Annotated in this window: 11 protein-coding genes; all 11 read right to left on the reverse strand. The window is 40.1% G+C overall.

What is annotated here, in order from left to right:
- Nucleotides 1–192 precede the first annotated feature (192 nt).
- Entirely contained in the window at nt 193–2,358 is a 2,166-nt protein-coding gene (locus tag ACTJKC_RS23505) for an alpha-L-rhamnosidase-related protein (protein WP_440795849.1), read from the reverse strand.
- A 152-nt stretch (nt 2,359–2,510) separates the two neighbouring features.
- Nucleotides 2,511–4,100 carry an SLC5 family protein gene (locus tag ACTJKC_RS23510; protein ID WP_440795851.1) on the reverse strand — a complete coding sequence of 530 codons (1,590 nt, stop codon included), beginning with the start codon at nt 4,098–4,100 and terminating at the stop codon, nt 2,511–2,513.
- A gap of 256 nt (nt 4,101–4,356) precedes the next feature.
- Nucleotides 4,357–5,442 (reverse strand): Gfo/Idh/MocA family protein, encoded by a 1,086-nt coding sequence (locus ACTJKC_RS23515; RefSeq protein WP_440795853.1) that lies wholly within the window; start codon nt 5,440–5,442, stop codon nt 4,357–4,359.
- A gap of 121 nt (nt 5,443–5,563) precedes the next feature.
- Nucleotides 5,564–8,098 (reverse strand): L-rhamnose mutarotase, encoded by a 2,535-nt coding sequence (locus ACTJKC_RS23520; RefSeq protein WP_440795855.1) that lies wholly within the window; start codon nt 8,096–8,098, stop codon nt 5,564–5,566.
- Between the two features lie 154 nt (nt 8,099–8,252).
- On the reverse strand, nt 8,253–9,179 hold the full coding sequence (locus ACTJKC_RS23525; protein ID WP_440795857.1) for a sugar phosphate isomerase/epimerase family protein: 927 nt from the start codon (nt 9,177–9,179) through the stop codon (nt 8,253–8,255).
- 6 nt (nt 9,180–9,185) lie between these two features.
- Entirely contained in the window at nt 9,186–10,724 is a 1,539-nt protein-coding gene (locus tag ACTJKC_RS23530; protein ID WP_440795859.1) for an acetylxylan esterase, read from the reverse strand.
- Nucleotide 10,725: 1 nt separating this feature from the next.
- Nucleotides 10,726–11,853 (reverse strand): sialidase family protein, encoded by a 1,128-nt coding sequence (locus tag ACTJKC_RS23535; RefSeq protein WP_440795861.1) that lies wholly within the window; start codon nt 11,851–11,853, stop codon nt 10,726–10,728.
- Between the two features lie 109 nt (nt 11,854–11,962).
- Nucleotides 11,963–12,619 (reverse strand): DUF3826 domain-containing protein, encoded by a 657-nt coding sequence (locus ACTJKC_RS23540; RefSeq protein WP_440795863.1) that lies wholly within the window; start codon nt 12,617–12,619, stop codon nt 11,963–11,965.
- A gap of 114 nt (nt 12,620–12,733) precedes the next feature.
- The gene (locus tag ACTJKC_RS23545; protein ID WP_440795865.1) at nt 12,734–15,472 is read right to left on the reverse strand and encodes a family 78 glycoside hydrolase catalytic domain; all 2,739 of its coding nucleotides are present in this window, start codon (nt 15,470–15,472) and stop codon (nt 12,734–12,736) included.
- A gap of 98 nt (nt 15,473–15,570) precedes the next feature.
- On the reverse strand, nt 15,571–18,384 hold the full coding sequence (locus tag ACTJKC_RS23550) for a glycoside hydrolase family 2 TIM barrel-domain containing protein (RefSeq protein ID WP_440795867.1): 2,814 nt from the start codon (nt 18,382–18,384) through the stop codon (nt 15,571–15,573).
- The gene (locus ACTJKC_RS23555) at nt 18,384–19,718 is read right to left on the reverse strand and encodes a sialate O-acetylesterase (protein ID WP_440795869.1); all 1,335 of its coding nucleotides are present in this window, start codon (nt 19,716–19,718) and stop codon (nt 18,384–18,386) included. The genes ACTJKC_RS23550 and ACTJKC_RS23555 overlap by 1 nt, the downstream gene beginning before the upstream one ends.
- Nucleotides 19,719–19,769 lie beyond the last annotated feature (51 nt).

Here is a 19,769-nt window from a genome sequence, read left to right on the forward strand (position 1 = left end):
CAATCCCTAACGCGGATTTAACTTATTAAAGCGTCTTTATTTAAACCTAGCAGGTTTTAAAAACCTGCGAGGTTTAAATAAGAAAAAGTTTGCGCTCGTTTCCCAACGAGTGCATCAATAACTAAACGATTTTATCATTTGTAAACGATGAATTATTTAACGCCCGTTAGAAACGAGCGTTAGCCTAAAGATCTACCCTGAATACTTCACTTCATAATCCCTGCCCTTTTCAATTGTTACCTCAAAAAGCCCTTTTGAAATTTCTTTCACCTCGGCATTTTTAACAACTGGCTTCGATTTACTTTTAAACCTTAATTTTCCAGTTCCTGTGGCAGAAGAAACTCTGATTTCTTTTTTGCTGCAATACACCGAAATATCACCGTTTGCGGTTGGTACTTTTCCTTCCATCCAAGCTAAACCACCTAAATTAGGTTCAATGGTGTAAGTTTGGTAACCTGCTGTTACTGGCTGAACACCCAGGTAATATTTCCCCAGTAAATAAATCGGGCTGGCACCCCAGGCATGGCAAAGGCTTTTACCAAATGGCCTACCGTACATTTCCAAGTGCTCGGTTCCTTTTTTATCCGGATTATATTCTTCCCAGAAAGATGTAGCACCGAGTTTTAACATACCACCCCAATAGTTTTTCATTTCCTTTAACACATAAGGTTGTTCGCCCATAGCACATAAGGCCTCCAGTTCGTAAAAGCGCATGTAAGGCGTGGTGATTTTGGCTACGTTATCATTCAGCAGAACATTTTCTTTCACTGCTAACTTTTGCTCGGGACTGAAATAATCAAAGAAAATCCCGAACATATTGGCGTATCGGGTTACGTTATCGGTTTGTTTATCATCAATTCGACTATGTACCAATGCACTTTTTTGCTGATTCCAGTAAAGCTCAAATATTTTTGCTTTTAGTGCTTTTGCCTGCTGATCATATTGAGTCGCTCCGTTTGTATCGTTCGCTAATTTAGCACATAAAGCCATGGTTTCTAGACTTCTGGCGTACAATAACTGCTCAAAACTTACTTCACCATCCTTACTCAGTTTATCTGCCCAATCAATAAAAATCCAGTCACCCGGCATCCATTCCAATAAGCCGTTTTTGTTCTTCCTGCCATCTATATAAGTCATTAACGATTGCATACGGGGATAAATATCCTGCACAAATTTCTGGTCCCCGGTAAATTTATAATAATCGTAAATGCCTAAAAACCAATAGAAAGAATAATCCATAATGGTATTGATGTGAGCCGTTACCGGATCTTTACCACGTTGCGCAAGCAATGTCCTTTTCACAGTTGGTGCATCAAAAAACAAATAATAATTCATCAGGTAACTTTGATAGGCATCACCACTCCAAACCCATCTGTCACGCTTGATGCCATCGATAAAAAATTCGCGGGTATTTAAATGGAAAGTATATTTAGCTACATCATAAATTTTGTTCAATTCTGCATCAGATGATTTAAAACTGCCGCGTTCGGTTACCGGGGCATACTCATATAACATGGAAACAGAATCAGCAGAAACACCGTTTCCGGGTTGAAAATTCACATATCTGAAAGCTTTTGAAAGCGGCATAATGGAATCTTTCTTCTGTTGCAGGTCAATGTCCAGATTGTCTAAGGTTTCGCATTTATCTATCGATAGTGCTTCTTCTTTCGATTCTCCATAGTAGATACTCAACCTCCCTTTTCCTTTTAAACCATGTACTTTAATAAAACCAAAGGTTTCTTTTCCGAAATCGGAAAGTAAGCCATTATTTATTTTTTCTGTTTTAACTGCGGATTGTGCGATAACCGGTAATTTAAATTGTGATGGTAACTGGTCTGGATCGTTCAGGTTCCATGAACCGGCTGAAACAAATGTAGTTCCTGATTTATCGGATGTCTTTCCACTGGCATCAATCCATTCTTTATCTTCAAATGTGGTCAGCCAGGTTTCGTCTGAAACTATGGTTTTACCCTGTACAAAAATCGAGGGAACATGGGCCTGGTTATACACTTTTAAGCTTAATTTATGTTTGCCGGCAGGAATTTGGATGCTTTTTGGAAAACCGGAAATGGCCTGACCATCAATTTTTACATTATAGGTGCCTTCTACAAAAAGTTTAACTTCTTCAGGTTGCGAAAGGTTAAATTCTTTATGAAAATCGACCAGAACATAATGACTGTCCATTTTCCAGAATACTGGAAAAAAGGAACCTCTTTCAGTTCTGCGGTTTTGCATTACGTTGCTCATGTAAATATCAAAATCTCCCGGATACCAAATCCAGGAGGCCTTTTGGGCAGAGAGCTGGACTACAGAGCCACTGAAGATGAGGAGGAGGATTATCTTTTTTAAGGTTTTCATATATAGTTGATTTTTAGCCACAAATGGACATAAATTTTATATTGTTTTTTGTTCTTAACCACAGATGGACACAGATAAACACGGATTTTTATATCTGTGTGCATCATTTTCATCTGTGGTTCATTTTATAATTCTGGATTACGGGCATCCGTTTAATGTCCATTAAAGAAGAGGTAAAGCGCAACCATCACGATGGCCAATGCGGTCCACGAAATCCATACCGCTTTAGCTGGTTTTTCAATATTGGCCTGGTGTTCTTCATTTACGGTATAGATGCTTGGCGATCGATCCAGCAGGGAAATTAAAATGGCAATCAGCAAAAGTCCTGCAAAAATTAAAAAGGAAAGCATTAAATAATGCGGCCAGAAATGGTATTGATCTGAAGGTAAAATCCAGAGATAAGTTACGCCAACGCCCAAACTTAAAATAGAACCAACCGATAGCGTGAAATTGACTGCTTTTCGGGTGGTTCGCTTCCAAAAAACGGTTAACAAAAATACCACCGATAATGGCGGCGCAATAAAGCCCAAAACAGATTGAAAAACATCAAATAAATTGAGTCCTTTAATATTATCAATCGCCAGTACTACAATAACGGCAAAAATGCAGCCGGCTACCACGGCCAACCTGCCAATACGGATAATCTGCTTATTTGTAGCTTCCGGATTGATTTTCTTTACATAAATATCCATCGTGAAAACGGTACTCAGGGAATTTAGAGATGATCCGATGGTACCAACTAAAACGGCAATTAATACCACGATTACCAAACCATTCATTCCGGGAGGAAAAAGGTTGGTTACCATCGTCATATAAGCTTCGTTTGGATCTTTTAAACCAGGAAATAATACGTAACAAAGGATTCCTGTTCCGATAAATAAAGGCAGGGAAAGAATTTTTAACCAGCCGATAAAACTTACGCCCAGTTGCCCCTGTTTTAAATTTTTGGCACCCAAAACGGATTGTACCATCGATTGATCGGTACAGAAAAAAGCAACAGCAGCAACCGGATAACCTAATAAAATGGCATACCAGGGATATTTTGGATCACTGGCCGGCTGGATTAAATTCCAGAAATGATGAGGTGTTTTGGCATACAAGGCAGAAAGCCCTCCAACTTTGTTTAAACCTAAAAGCATTAATGAAAGGGAAACAGCAATCAATAAAATCATCTGGAAAACATTCACTTTTGCAATGGCTTTTAAACCACCGAAAAAGGTAAATAAACCTGCAAATGCAACTAAAACGGTTACAGATTGCCACATGGGGATGCCCAAAATCTGTCGGACTAAAAAGCCTCCGGCAAATAAGCCAAGTGATAACCAGGAGATTAAAATTTTAACCAGCGCATACCAGGCTAAAATGTTCTGTGTTGAATCGCCATACCGGTTGCCCATAAATTCGGGCATGGTACTCACCTTTGCTGCGAGGTACTTTGGCGCGAAAACAATGGCCAGCAGGAATAAAAATATAAAGGCATACCAATCAAAATTGACCGCCACAATGCCTGTGCTATAGCCAATACTGGCAAAAGCCAACAACATGGATGGGCCAACATTTGTACCCCACATATTAAAACCTATGCTGCTCCAGTTAAGTGATTTATTGGCCAGAAACAAGGTTTCATCCTCGTTCTTCTTTTCCGAAAAACTGGCCCGATACCCGATTATCATCAGAATAACGAGGTACGCGATGACAATGATGTAATCTAAATTGGTTAAACGTTCTACAATGTTTCCCATTGGTTTATTTGGTTAGTTTGGTTGTACGGTTTCAATAGTTTTTAGCCACAGATGAACACGGATAAACACAGATTTTTTAAGTTCAATAGCCAAGGTTCGTGTCCGCCAAGAACCATAAGAACTTTTCGTCATTGCGAGGTACGAAGCAATCTTACTACTATGGGTGGATATGTATTGTACACCCAGCGAGCGTTGTAAGATTGCTTCGTCGTTCCTCCTCGCAATGACGACTTTTTTTATTGCTGCCGAATTTCTTTTACAGTCCTATCGATTCCCTTGTAATGTTATTTGCTTTTAAAATGTCATTAATTCTTACCGGTAAACCAGTTTCTAAAGATTTATCCATGGCCTGCAACAGGGCTACTGTGCCGATTCCCTCTTTTAAATCAGGGTAAGCAGTAAAATTGTTATTTATGCTATCAGCGAAATATTCAAGATAGTTTTGATATTCTCCGGCGTGGTGACTTTGCCCTTCGAAACGGAAATAATGTTTTAAGGTAGCATCGCCCCAGGTAATGATCTTTTCTTCGCCTGTTTTAGTGGTAACGGAATAACGCAGTTCATGGTAATCGGCCTGGCTTGCGCCTTCCGTACCGCGGAGGATACAGCTCATGCCACTGTCGCGGCTTGCGGGTTGTGTTGGCCCGGTATAAGCACCGCTTACCCTTGCAATCCGGCCATCTTTTGCCTTAAAAATGAAATGCATGGTATCCTGATTTTTTAAACCGGCATTTAAGCCATTGCTGCTTAACATCCCGTAACCCATTACCTCTTCAATATCGGGCAAATACCAGCGGATAAAATCTGCAGGGTGACTTAAACCGCCATATAACCATTTAAAAGATTGTTTTAGCGACCATCCTTTTTCTAAAAACCAACGGTGATCGGCATGGTAATGACTTTCTATGGTAATCAGTTCGCCGATTAAACCAGCATCAAAATCTTTTTTCTGGCGCATGGCAGGCTCGAAAAAACGTGAACTTTGTCCGACAAAAATTTTCTTTCTTGATTTTTTAGCAAGTTCTAAAAGTTCGTTTGCATGGGCCAGGTCATCAATAAATGGCTTGGTACATACCACATGTTTGCCATGTTCTAAAGCCAGTTTGATATGTTCGAAATGTAAATGATCCGGCGTGTAAATCGCAATCATATCGATCTTATCACTGGTTAACATATCCTCGTAACTGGTTGTCCAGTTCTGAAAATCGAACTCTAAAGCCCGTTCTTCGCAAAGCTTTTTATTGGCATCGCAAATCTGGATAAGTTTAAACTTTTTGCTGGCCAACGATGCAGAAATCGTGCTTCTGCCCTCTCCTAAACCTAAAATCCCTAATCTTAACATATATTATAGCATTTATTTCTTAGTCGTCATTGCGAGTCACCGATTTTTCATCGGGGCGAAGCAATCTATCATGTAAAAAGATTGCTTCGTCGTTCCTCCTCGCAATGACGACTTTACTTATTTACTCAACCGGTTTAAAAAACACCCACACTTCATCAGGTTTTGTGCCCTCAATTCCCTCCTGGTATTTTTTCATTATCGCGTTCCATTCGTCCACTTTTGGATTGTTTAAGGTGGTTTTTGGATTTAAATCGTCTAATTTTTTTCCTTTCGGAATGCTGATGATCATCATTAACTGCCTTTCTTTTTTGAAAATAACCAGGCGTTGAAATTCTGCATTGCAAAAGCCCTTTGATATCTCCGGCCATTTCTCAAATTGTGCTTTATGGTAATTGAGGTATTCGTTTTGCATCTTTTCATCCTTCACCAGATTGGCCGATAATATGATATTGTCCCATTCGGCTACTGGTTTTTCACCACAATTTTTTTCCCGGTTGAAATCGTAAAACAGGTTATTGTAAAGTTTGATTTCGGAAGAATTTAAGCGCTTTAAAGTTTGTTGCAAACTTTCTACCTTTAAACTGGACGTATAAATTACAAGGCGGTTATTCCATTTGTAAATGGCATCCGGCAGAAGATTATTTTCTTTCGCAAAAGTTTTTAAAGTATGCGCTGACGGAAGATGGTCCGTTTTGAAAATCAGTTCAAAAACCACAGATTGATCTGCAGCCTGATTTATTCCTCTATCCGAATAAGGTGCTTTTTCGTTTAATAAATATTGAAAGGGTTTTTCAAGGCCTGCATTTTGTTTAATGCCTTCCTCAACCTTTGGACCATTATTTTCCCATAAATTATCTGGTCCGTTGGCATTTTGAAGGTATTTTTCAGCAGGTGTCCAGTTGTTTTTAATGGTGAAATAAGACGAACCTTCATCGGTATATAAATAAAACCAATGGTCTGGAAGATGGGCAAAAGGAGCTTTGTAAATGCTGTCGACAACATTTTCGGTGATAAATGATCCTGGTTGGGCTGACAAAGTATAAATCCCGGCTACATCGTACATGTGTTTGCCGTAATGATGGATTTTATTGCCACTGATGGTATTATTTTTCATGGCATTTTGCGTTTTCGTCCAGCCCCAGCCCATGCTGATGCCGGAATAGGAAACATCGCTGATTTCGTTATGCAGGATCTTAATCTCCCGCACATAACCTGCTCCAATACCTACAGCGCCCCAATCTTCGTTAGTTACGTCGGTGATCAGGTTATTTTCAATTTGATCATTGGTCGATATTTCACGCTGATCTGACGGATTGTAAGGCAGGTGAACTTCGGTTGCTTCATCAGAGAATGTTCCGACTAAAATCGCCGAACCACCGATATCTTTGAATAAATTACCTTTGATTTCATTGTCTGCAGTTCCTTTTTTTAAATCCAGCCCCGTTGATGCCAGGTGCTCGAAACGGCAGGATTCGAAAGATGTATGGTTGGCATAAGTCACTTCAACCGCTGAAGCTGGTCTGCCTACCCAAGCCTGGTTTTCTAAAGTGGGCTTATCGGGAGTTCCTGCCTGTTTTAATTTATAGGCATCGAGCATGTACATGCCGGCCTGATGTGGTACATGACCTTGTTTAGAAGGCCTTAACCAACTGCTGTGCTCAAAGGAAATTCCCTTAAAACCGACAAATGATACCGGATGATCTATCGTTCCTTCAATTTTGACCAGGCTTTCCAATGCCGGAGCAATAATTTCTGCATTAGCCATATTTTCTGATGCTTTTGGCCAGTAATAAAGTTTGTGGTTTTGCAGGTCTTCAAACCACTCTCCGGGTTCGTTTAAAAACTGAATGGCATTGCTGAGGTAAAAAGCAGAATTCCCTGTTTTATCTGAAATCCATGGAGCTGGCCAGGGGTGTTCTGACTGGATCCTGCTTTCGGGTTGCATAAATGAAAGTTCAGCAGTATTTCCTGCAACTTTAACTGATTTTACACGAAGATTTGCAATGGCCCACCATTGATGGATCAGCATTTCCATACCTTTAATATTGGCTAAATTGATATTCTTCTGGAGCGGGATTTTACAGGTTTGTTTTTTGCTGTCCCATGATAAAATCCTGCCCATCGCATCTCCGTTATAGTTTTTCGCCCGAATGGCTTTTTTACCATTTACCCAAAGCTGGCGAAATTGAAGGTCGCTCCCATCGAAATTTGGAGGGTTGCTTACCCAAACCTTTCCAATGGCTTCTTTCGGCAAACCCGCAACAGTTCCGGTAAGTTTTTTCCATCCTTTTATTTTGATCCCGCCACTTAAAATCACTTTTTCATTCGCTTCGGCAATAATTAAGGTGGGGATATCTTTGGTTCCAGAATCTTCAGGACGGAGCACGACAGGCTCGTATAGTTGATAAGAGCCTTTTGTTATGATAATGTTGATTCCACCTTTAACTGATACATCATTTAAACGACGCAATTCTCTGGCTTTTCTAATGGCGGAATGAAGTGTAGCCAGAGGTTTTTCCTTGGTTCCAGCATTAGTGTCATTACCATTTAATGAAACATAAATATCTGCTGCATCTGCTTTGAGGTACAATAAAGAGAAAAGAATTACCAGAATTAAAAGCGGTTTGGTTCTTGGATTGACGAGACAAGGCAGCACATAAAATTTCGCTTGATTGGTCTGTGAGGACACAGACCAAGGAGTGAAAAATAGTTTAAATTGTTTGGTTCGTGAAGGTACGAACCAAGGAAACCAGTATTTTATTGTATCTGTGCCTTGCATCTTTTTGGTTATCTCGATTTCCATAACTCCACTAATAAGATTGCTTCGTACCTTGCAATGACGGATCATTTTGAAAAACTGATTTCAGGTAACTGGTATTGGCGCTGAAGTTATATTTTACATTGGTGGGCTGTTTTGCATCCCTGCTTCTTTCTACAACCAGCCAGCCCGTCCAGCCCATGTCATCGAGCGTTGTTTTTACTCTATTTAAGTCGATTTTGGGATCGTTTTGCAGCCAAACGCCATCTTCATTGGTGGCATGGATCTGAACGATGTTTTTCCTGCCCAAAATTTGCAACTCCTTGCATAAATCCCTTCCGTTTTTAATAGCATTAGAGAAGTTGAAATAACTTTTTACGTTTTTAGAACCGATATCTTTAAGTAATTGCAATTCACCCGTTGCATCCAAAGCAGTTTCAATTCCAATAGTAACGCCTGCTTTTGCAGCCATTTTACCAGCTGTTTTCAGCCTTTCTACAATCGGTTCGCGCAGTTCAGGATTTTTGACCAGATCGCCCTGAATGCCCAATGGCAGAAAAACAACTTTAATGTTCATTGCTTTGGCCGTGTCGAGGCAATCCTGTATCATTTTTTGATAGGTTGGGCGTTTGGCGAACGATTGCGCATAAAACCCGGTCATGGCCAGTGAGCAGAATTCTAAATTCAGTTCATTGGCTTTATCAAGATATTCCTGTCTGATTTTTGGATCTGCCAGTTTATTGTCGAAGGTTTCCCTGTCGCCCAAGCCACCCATATCGATTTCCAAACCATCTGCACCAATTTCTTTTGCAAGTGGTAAAGCGCTAATTTTCTGACGTTTGAGGATCATGAGGTCAATTACCGCAACTTTATACCTGTTTTTCTTTTCTGCCGCAAAAAGCAACTGATCGGGAAGTAATAACACGCCAGTTAGCAAGGCCATTTTACCTATAAAAGTTCTCCTGTTCTGAATTTGCATACCCAATTATTTTGTTGCGTTTAACGGAAATAACTTTTCCAGGTTTTCAAAACCCATAACCGCATTTTTAGGCAGTTTTTCACCTTTATCTCCAAAAACATACATCGCATTTTCCTTTTCAATGGTTACTTTGCTCTCATCGTATTTGCCTGTTTTATCTTTAACAGCAGCGCCATTTAGCTTGAAATTTTTGATCAGGAAATCGTAAAGCGCAATCCGTTTATTAATGCCAAAATCATGTTTTTCCTCTGGTAAATGAACATTCTCCACTTTATCCTGAACACCGTAATAGGCATACATTTTTTGCAGATAGGGAAAATCATGTTGTGGCGTGTGAGCAGTCCAGTCGCTACCATCCGAAACCAGTAATTGAGGTCGTGGGGCAGCCATTGCGGCTAATTCTACATTATCCGTTCCACCGCCACATTGATGAATGGGCATACCGCTTTCGCATGGACAACCGCCATAAAAATAAGATGACATGGCCACCACTGGTGCGCTCAGCTTAATTCTGTCGTCCATAGCGGTCATTAAAATCGAATGACTTCCGGCACCAGAGCCGCCGCTGATGCCGATTCTTGCTGTATCTGTTTCTTTAAGGGACGAAAAATAATCCAAAATGCGGATGCCACCCAAGGTTTGCACGGTTTGTGCCAAACTGCGGCGATGATCTTCATATTTAAACTGGAGCATAGATTCGCCCCAGGCAAATAAATCGTAACTAAATGCCATTGCTCCCATCCTGGCTATTGTTGCACAACGGATCTGGCAATCTGGTCTGTAGCGTTGCTTTTCCCAGTGTCCATCTGGGCTTAACACGACAGGGATTTTACCTTTCACATTTAAAGGCTTGTAAAGTGAGCCATTGATCCACACACCAGGCAAAATCTCCAAAGCGATATTTTCTACCGAATAGCCATCGAAAATTCTTTTTGCGGTGATAATCGGTTTTGAATTTGGTTTTGCAGGCAATGGCGATAACATTAAGGCCTGGTAAAGTTCGGGTTTGATTTCTGCCTTGCGTTTTTCCCAACTGGCTTTATTATGGTATTTTGTTGCCAAACTATCGAGATAAGCCCATCCATCCTGAACTTCCCAACGGTAATATTCGTACTCTTTCAGTTTGTAAACTCCGGGTTTTTCCTTATTTACTTTCATGTCCAGAGGCATCAGCACATTCGTTAATGTTTCATCCACATTGATACGGAAACGCCATTCGGCATAATTAACCCATTTGTCTTTTACCTGTGGCTCTGAATATTTGATCTGAACTTTAAAACGGGTCTGGATCTCTTTAAGGACATCAACTAATGGTTTTTTATAAAGGTTATCGGTGTTTTGGGTTTGGGCGGAGCCGTTATTTGGCAAAGATATGTAGGTAATAAATAATATAGCTAAGTACCTGAACACCCTACCCGTCATTGCGAGTGCTGATTTTTCATCAGCCGAAGCAATCTCTCCCAGCGAAATAGATTGCTTCGTCGTGCCTCCTCGCAAAGACGACCGCCAAAACCACGAAATAACGTATTTAGTTGCATTTATCATCTTAACCCTCCTCGTTTTTAGTTTCCGTAATCACGGGTGCAGTATAACCTTTCAGTTTTGGCCAAACGCCATTTTTAATTTTCTTTAGCTTTAACTTTGATGGATCGACCACCACATGCTTGATTTTTTCTCTCCTCCAAGTGTAAATAAAATGCAACATGCCATCGCTGGTTTGGATAACCGCAGGGTAAGAATACTGGCTGATTGGTGAATCTTCCAATATCAAAGCAGCATACCATTCTTTCCCATCTTTAGAAATGGAAACATTTAATGGCGTGCGAGGTCCTTTTGCTAAATCTCCGGGAGGCAACACATGATTATACACCAAAACCAGGCGACCATCTTTCAAGGTTACTGCATCGGTTCCAGAATTATTATTTGGCAAAGATGTTTTGGTTAATGCGGACCAGGTTTCGCCGTTATCGTTAGACCAGGATTCTATAATTGCACGGTTAGCGGTTCTGGCTAAAATCTGCAATTTCCCATTTTCATATTGTAAAATGCTGGGTTGAATGGCTTTGATGCCATTTTCCGGCAGCGGACCAACGGTTCTCCAGGTTTTGCCATTATCCTTGGTAACTTCGAAATGGATTTTCCAGCCGTCGCCTTCTTTGCTCGATGGTGCAAAAAGGTTTCCGTTGCTTAACAAAACGGGTTTATTTTTTACCGGCCCGATATAGCCATCAGGTAATTTTGTAGCTTCCGACCAGGTTTTACCACCATCTTTTGAGGTTCTCATCATACCCCACCACTCGGAAGGTTTGGGACCGATTTTATAGAACAATAACAAATCGCCACCCGGCACCTGATATAAAACAGGATTCCATGTTGGTAATCTTTTTCCTTCAGTTTGAATGCCGTTAGCCACCGAAACCGGCGCTAACCATTTACCATCTACAAAACGGCTGATGTAAATTTCAACATCAGGATTACGTTCCTTGGTTCCCCCAAAAAACGAAGCCACCAAACCTGTAGGCGTTTCGGCTACGGTTGCAGAATGGCACGATGGAAATGGAGCTTTATCGTACAGGAATTCTTGCTTTACAATGCCGGTTTGCCACTTTTCTACCTGCGCATTCGCAGTTAAAGCAAATAATACAATTGATATGGTTAAAATTTTCTTGAACATATTATTTTTAGTTTCCGTCATTGCGAAGCTGATTTTTCTTTAGCTGAAGCAATCTATCCTATTTAGAAAGATTGCTTCGTCGTTCCTCCTCGCAATGACGAGATATCGATTATTGTTTTGCCTTAGCTTCTTTTATCTTTTTAGTATAAGCACTATAGAGTGCTCTCCAGCTGCGTCCGTTGTTATTGAGTAATTGCTCTGATTTGGTTTTATAGATTTCGAAAATGGCCGAAATTTCTTTCATATTTTTATAATCTACGGCCTGTTCGCGTGCCTGTTTTAAGAATGACAGGATTTTAGCCTCTTCATCTGCAGTTAGATCGGGTACAATTGCCTTGTAACCTTTCATCGTAAAATCGACCTTACCAATGGTATATTTATCTAAAATTGATTCGACCTGCTGAGGTGATAAATTTTTATTCAATCCATCCATTAAAGCCTGATGTACAGTTGATGGCATGGCAGAATCGGCAATAATTTGTTTATCGAGGTCGTTTAGTTTATTTCCGGTTACAGGATTTATGCCATCAGGAACGGTTGATGAAGGATGATCGTTATGCCAGTCTTTAACAGTGGTTAAATGAACTGCGATTACATTTTCTACAGTGGTTTTCTTCGCGGCATCGGTTAAATTTAATGTTGCCACCCACTCTTTTGCTTTGGTTAAAATATCCTCGGGTACAACTACATCTTTGGTTTGACTAAATGCGCTTACTGAACTGATCAGTAAGGTTATTGTTAGTAATGATTTTAATAGCTTTCTCATAATTGTGTTTACTTTTTTCGTCATTGCGAGCCTGATTTTTCATCAGGCGAAGCAATCTACTCTGCAAAAGAGATTGCTTCGTCGTGCCTCCTCGCAATGACGACTATTTTATCTTTATTTATTTTCCACCACAAAAGCATAATCCCCTGAGCCAATCTCATAAACGGCCCTGTTATGCTCCATTTTTATAAATTTTAAATCTTTTATTGATTTTATCTTTTCTGAAATTTCATTTTTATTATTTGCGGGAATATACACCAACGCAGATGTATTTGCCGGAATGCTAATGTTCCACTTAAACTGGCCTGCAGTTTTTGTGTAATTGCTTTTGATCATCCCATAAATGGAATTGTAACTGGCATTAACCGAATTTAAACCATTAATCATTTCTGGTTTCATTACAATCTTTTTGAAAGCAGCACTTTTTGATTTAATTCCGGCGAGGTTTTCATAATACCAGATCAATAAATCGCCCAGCATCATCACGTGGTTTTGCGAATTCATTTTCGGATCTGCGGTATTGCCGTTCCACAGTTCCCAAATCGTTGTAGCGCCATTTTCGACCATATAACCCCAGCCCGGATAAGTTTTTTGTGTAGCCACGGTATAAGCCAGATCTGGCCGGCCGTAATCATTTAAACAGCGCATTAACCACTGGATGCCGACCAAACCATTACTTAAATGACCTTTGTTAGTGATTTCTACTGTATTAGTGATGTTTTTAAAAACAGTTTCTACTTTATTTTGAGGAACCATGCCGAAGTACAGCGGAATAATATTATCGGTTAGTGCATTCTCCGCATAATAATCCTTGTCGTTATAATATTTCTGGTTAAAAGCGTCCTTAATTTTATCTCCTAAAATCCGATAGGTTTTTACATCTTCTTCGTTATCGATTGCCTTACCAAACTGGATCATCAATTGGGTAAAATGGTAATAATAGGCAGTTGAAATTAACGCTGAAGGATATTTTTTATCTGCGCTCTTCCCTCTTCCGGATTCGATGGTAACCGGCGGCATACACCAATCGCCATAACTATCTTTTGTCAGGATATAATCAACCATGTAGCGATCCTGCATGTAGCCCAGCCACTTTTTCATTGCCGGGTAATTATCACGCACCGCAGTAATATCGCCGGTTTGTTTGTAAAGCATTTCTGTAACCAAAAGCATCGCCCCGGGCCAGGTCATGTTATCACTGTAGTACCGCCAGAATGCAGGAGCAACATCGGGGATGGCGCCATCCTCTTTTTGCGAGTTGCGGATATCCTGCAACCATTTTGCATAAAACCTGCCATTATCAAATAGGAAATTTTCTCCGTAAGCTACTGCGCCCCTATCGCCCAGCCATGGCATGCGCTCATTACGTTGCGGACAATCGACCGGAATGCCTTTGTAACTGCCTGCGATTCCCCACCAGGCATTTTTAAAAATCTGGTTGGTTAAAGCATCCGAAGTTTCGAATGTGCCTACCGTTTTGATGTTATCGTAAATCATTTTCCCCACGAAATCATTTACAGTTGGCTCGTAATCATACCCTGAAAGCTCAACATACCTGAATCCCCGATAACTAAAAGCAGGTTCCCAGGTTTCCATTTCTCCGCCTTTTAGGGTGTAGAGATCAGTACATTTGGCATTGCGGAGGTTTGCGGTAAAAAGCTCTCCGTTTTCCTGTAACGATTCTGCAAAACGCAATTTAACCTGTTTTCCTTTTGCACCTTTTACCTTGATCTGCAACCAGCCTACCATATTTTGTCCCATGTCGAGGATAAACCTTCCGCCAGCTAATTTTGAAATGGAGACGGGTTTTAGTGTATTCATCACCCGCATATTTTCGTTCATTTGCGCTTCGATGGTTCCGGTCGGTTCCTGTACAAATTCGGCTTTTGCCCATTTACTATCGTCAAAACCAATTTTGTTCCAGCCAGTAGCTTCTTTTGTGGCATCATATTCTTCGCCATCGTATTCGTTATTGGCCCTGATTGGTCCATCTGCCGTACCTTTCCAGCTATCATCGGTATCAATGTTGGCGGTTGTTCCATCGGTGTACACAATATTGATGTTCATCAGCATTTTCGGAAAACCGAATGTTTTAATTTTATAAGGCTTTTCATTTTGGCGCATCGCGAAAAAACGACCATTACCTAAAATTGTACCCACGGCATTTTTACCGTTTTGGATATAACTGGTTACATCGTAGGTGTTATACTTTATATTTTTGGTGTAATCGGTTGGGGATGGAGATAACACATCTTCCCCTACTTTTTTTCCATTGATAAATAGCTGGTATAAGCCCAAACCAATGATTGAGGCTGCTGCTGATTTAATCTGTTTGGTACTCTGAAATTCCTTCCTGAAATACCTTGCCGATAAACGCGAATCAGTTTTGATATTATCCCAGGGGAAAGCCCTGTCGAAACCAATCCAACCCTTTGGCCAGTCTTTATAATAAAGCAAACCCATTGTAAAATAGTTATTTGCCGACCACTCGCTTTGTCCGGCAGTTGTCCAGGTTTTTACTTTCCAATACGCTTTTAGCCTGCTATTGAGTGGTTTTCCACTATAAATTACGTGAATCGATTCTGATGAATTAACTTTTCCTGAATCCCATAAATCGCCATCATTTGCCTTTAACTTTTCTTCTGATGAAGCAACTAAGATCTGATAAGCGGTTTGCATTACATTACGCTCTTTGGAAATGATATGCCAGGCGAACCTTGGTCTTTGAACGTCGATTCCCAAAGGATTTTCGAGCATCTCGCAGGTGGTATGCTGCAAAACGATTTGCGCCACCACTTTTGAAAATGGCAGTAAGCAAATGCAGATGATCGATATATAGGCTTTAATGTTCATTCTATTTTCTTTAAAGATTAGTTCGTCATTGCGAAGCTGGATTTGCGCGAGCTGAAGCAATCTTTTTTGCTAAGTTTCTTGTTTTTTACGTCATTCTTTTATTGAGATTGCTTCGTCGTGCCTCCTCGCAATGACGACGCGTCGATAGAAAAATCAAAATACAACGTCATATTTAATGTCCTTGTCGGATCTTTATCAAAATCATAAAATACATGTTTCATTCCCATTGGTCCTGTAGTTTCTGGTTTTTGTGTTTTAGTGCCGATTGCCGAAATGCCATTCATAAAGGAAATATCACCTTTCGGAAAGGTCGGACTCATGTTATCATATTCGGTATCTTTTGATTTTTTTGGCGTAAATAACCTCAAAAACACATCTTCGCGATCGGTTATCACTTTAAAAGATTGCTGTTTGCCAATAAATTCGCACCAATACATGTTCGAATAGTAGCCTTTAAATTCAGGATATTGCCAGGGTGCTTCACCGGTTGCGGAGTTGTTATAATCCTTTTTCCAAATACCAAATTGAGTGCCTTTCATCCGGTTTTTCCAAACACGGTACGGACCGTTGCCTTTATATTCTACAGCTTTAATGTCAGTTTCAGGATAAGAAAAATTCAAACCCACGAAAGTGGTAAAGTAAGCCGATGGAAAATAATTTACCTCCATTTTTAACCAGCCTGAAGGATAAATGGTCCATTTTAAGGTATTGAAACTCTCTTTTTTATCAAATTTGGATGAAATCACCAGATTTCCATCTTCCATTTTAGTAGCGAAATTTTTAAAATTGTTTTCTCCTTCCTGTAAAACCGGACCATTTGAAAACGGAATGATACCTTTTGCATTTTTGGCCTGTTGTAATAATCCGGTGGTTTTATCAAATGTTAAATCAATACCGTTTGAAGAAACCTGGTATGTTTTGGCATCTTCTTTTAAAGCTATTTTAGAAGAACCCGTTTTAACCACCAATTGCTCTGCATCATCTTTTGGCAAAGCAATGGGGAAACTCCAGGTAAATAATTCTTTGCCATTAGGTCCGTTTGCAGTAAGATAAAGTGCATCAAAATTTCTCCAATCAGCAGGAAGATTGATTTTTAATTTTCCTTTTTCGAGAGGTTTAATATTAGGCGCATCTGCTTTTCCACTTTTAAATTCAGCATCCTCACCTGCTTTTAGTTTTTTGAGTTTCCAGCTGAAAGTACACTGGTTAAGATTGGTGAAAGCATAACGGTTTTCGAGCAGGAATGAATCGTCAAAGCCAGCAGTCATTTCTCGTTTTTCTACAAAAACCGGGCTCCAAACCTCTTTAATGGTGTAAAAACTGCCTTCTTTTTCGTGATATGGGCCCACAATCCCGTCGGGACCATGATTACCATCGGTATCCAGTTCGCCGTTTTTATCAGTACGCACTACCCCCTGATCGGCGAAATCCCAAAGAAAACCACCTGCAGAAAGCGGATTGTTCCACATGGCATTCCAGTAATCTTCTATGCCTGCACCATGACCGCCATCCCACATGCCATGTAAAAATTCGGTTGGCATTAAAATATTATGTCCGTGATCGTAATTACCAATTCCGTAGTTAAACTCGCGGTAATGTGTGGTTTCGAAACCGCCAAAAACCTCCCATGGGTGGATTAACGGACGATTTTGTATATCTTCTTCAGCGAACAGATGATCGAGTTCGCGGTTATGTCCGCCTTCATTTCCATTGGCCCAAAAGATAATCGATGGATGATTTTCATCATTTACCATCATCTCTTTCATTAATTTGGTGCCTGTTGGTGTATCGTAAGTGCCATGCCAGCCAGCCAGTTCGTCCATTACAAATAGTCCGAGTGAATCACAAACATCCAAAAAGTGACCATCAGGAGGGTAATGCGACATCCGAACGGCATTCATGTTCATTTCCTTCATCAATAACACATCGGCAATACTGATTTTTTTACTTGTGGTACGACCTGATGATGGGTAAAAAGAATGACGGTTTACGCCTTTAAATTTCATTTTTACACCGTTAATGTAAACCCCATCGCGTTCTTTTACTTCTACCGTTCTGAAACCTATTTTTTTAGAAAGCTGATGAATTTCCTTTCCATTTTTGATCAAAGTAAATTGAGCCGTATAAAGATTTGGAAATTCCGTTGACCATAATTCAGGATTAGAAAATTGGTGGCCAAGTGTGATATTTTGAGTTCCTTTTTTTATTGAAGTGTTAAACCGATCGCCAAAACGTTTTCCATCTTTTGTAAAAAGTTCTACTTCAAGTTTATCGGCATCGCCTGTGTAAGCGATTTTTGCGTCGAAATTTCCATTGCCTTTAGCATCTATTTGTACCCTATCTATATGTGTTTGAGGTAAAGATTCGAGGTAAACCGGTCTGAAAATACCTCCGAAAATCCAGAAATCGGCTTTACGTTCGGCTTCATTAACGGATTGATTAGCAGAATGTTTTGAAACGGTAACTTCCAGTAGATTATCAGCGCCCAGTTTAATTAATTTAGAAATGTCGTACCTGAAAACATAAAAAGAGCCCTGATGCGTTTCTCCAGCTGATTTTCCATTAATTTTCACCTCAGTATCAGTCATCGACCCTTCGAAAACAATATTGATTTTCCTGTTTTTCCATCCGGCAGGAACTTTAAAAGTGTATTTATAAAGTCCTTGCTCCTTCCCTTTATTTTCTTCTTTATTGAAGCCGTAATTGTATTTACCAAAACCCTGTAACTCCCAGTTTGAAGGCACCGGAATAGTGGTCCACTTGCCCGAATTCGCTCCTGCTGTACAAAAGAAATCCCAGTTAACGGTATTGTCGTTTCCAGTTCCGGACAGGTATAATTTCTCTGTTTGCTGTGCCTTTACGCTACAGATCATTATTATTAAACACCAGAAAAGTATAAATCTGCGCTTCATTAATTGGTTTTAAATTGTTTGGTTAAAGGATTATCGGTTCGGAAAGGTAATGCGGGCAAACCGTTACTGTAAAAATTTCCGGTTGGATTTTCGGTCCAGTTGTAACGTAAAGCCACCGGGTTTTCGATCTCTTTTGCTGAAACAACAACTTTTCCATCTTTCACAGTGGCCTCTGCATTAGTGAATTTACCATCATTTCCAGCAATTGTAAATCCAGTGATGGACGATAAATGATCAGTTTTTAAATAATCAAAATCCAGGATTGCCTTGCCCCCAACAAAAGAAACACTTTTGTAAACCGGGCCAGAAAAATCTATTTTTTGGTTGTAGGTTTTACCCAAAGCCAATAACGCTAGTCTTCTGCCTACTTCCCATTTATAGGTTGGGTGCAAATCCCCTCCGTTATCGTTCAAATCTGAAGTGGAAATCATGCCGGTATTTGGCAAGCGTAAAACTTGTTGCTGAGCCTCCCAAAAGTTAGGTTCGGTATCAGCCGATAATACCACCTTATCGCTTTTTTGCTTACTGTAATCGTAAGGTGCAATTTGTACGTAATAAAAAGGCAACTGCTCGCCCCAGGCTTTGCGCCAAAGGTTTACTAATGTTTTTAATTTATAGGAATAACTGATGGTTTCATTCAAAAAGCAGTTGGTTTCGCCCTGATACCATAAAAATCCACGGATTTTGAATTTCGCAAGCGGCTCAATCATGGTGGTATAAAATTTTCCGGGATCGTTGCTTACTTTCTGATTTGTAAAATAGGTTTCCTGCGCAAAAGCCTCGGGAGCTACCCAGGGCTCAATGGCGCTACCTGAAACGGAAGAAGAAATCATGCCCATAGGTACACCCAATTTCTCCTGAATTTCCTTCGCATAAAAATAGCCTACAGCCGAAAAGGCACGTAATGCTGAATCTTCTGCTAATGCCCAACTTTTATGAATCGAATCTGGTTTGTTTAGCTGCTTGCGGTTTACGAGGAAAATCCTGATTTGTGAATTTTTAGCTTTTTCTACCGCATCAGAAGGGAAACCCAGTTTTTCATTTTTAGGCTTAGGGATTTTAGCCAGCTTACGCATTTGATATTCCATGTTAGACTGACCTGAACATAACCAAACTTCGCCCACCAAAATATTGGTTAATTCAATTTTATTTGTACCTGAAATAGTCATGGTTTGTGCTTTCGATGACGTTTTTAAAGGCGACAGTACAACTGACCAGTTTCCATTTTTATCGGTTATGGTTTCTTTTTTCTGACTGGCAAAAACAACCTTTATTTTCTCCCCCGGGGCAGCATAACCCCAGATACTTAGAGGTTTATCACGTTGTAAAACCATATTGCTTGATAAGATTTGTGGCAACAGAATTTTGGCATTGGCGGAGAGGGA

Origin of the sequence: Pedobacter sp. 22226 (assembly GCF_052045455.1) — a bacterium.
GTDB classification, from domain to species: Bacteria; Bacteroidota; Bacteroidia; order Sphingobacteriales; family Sphingobacteriaceae; genus Pedobacter; species Pedobacter jeongneungensis.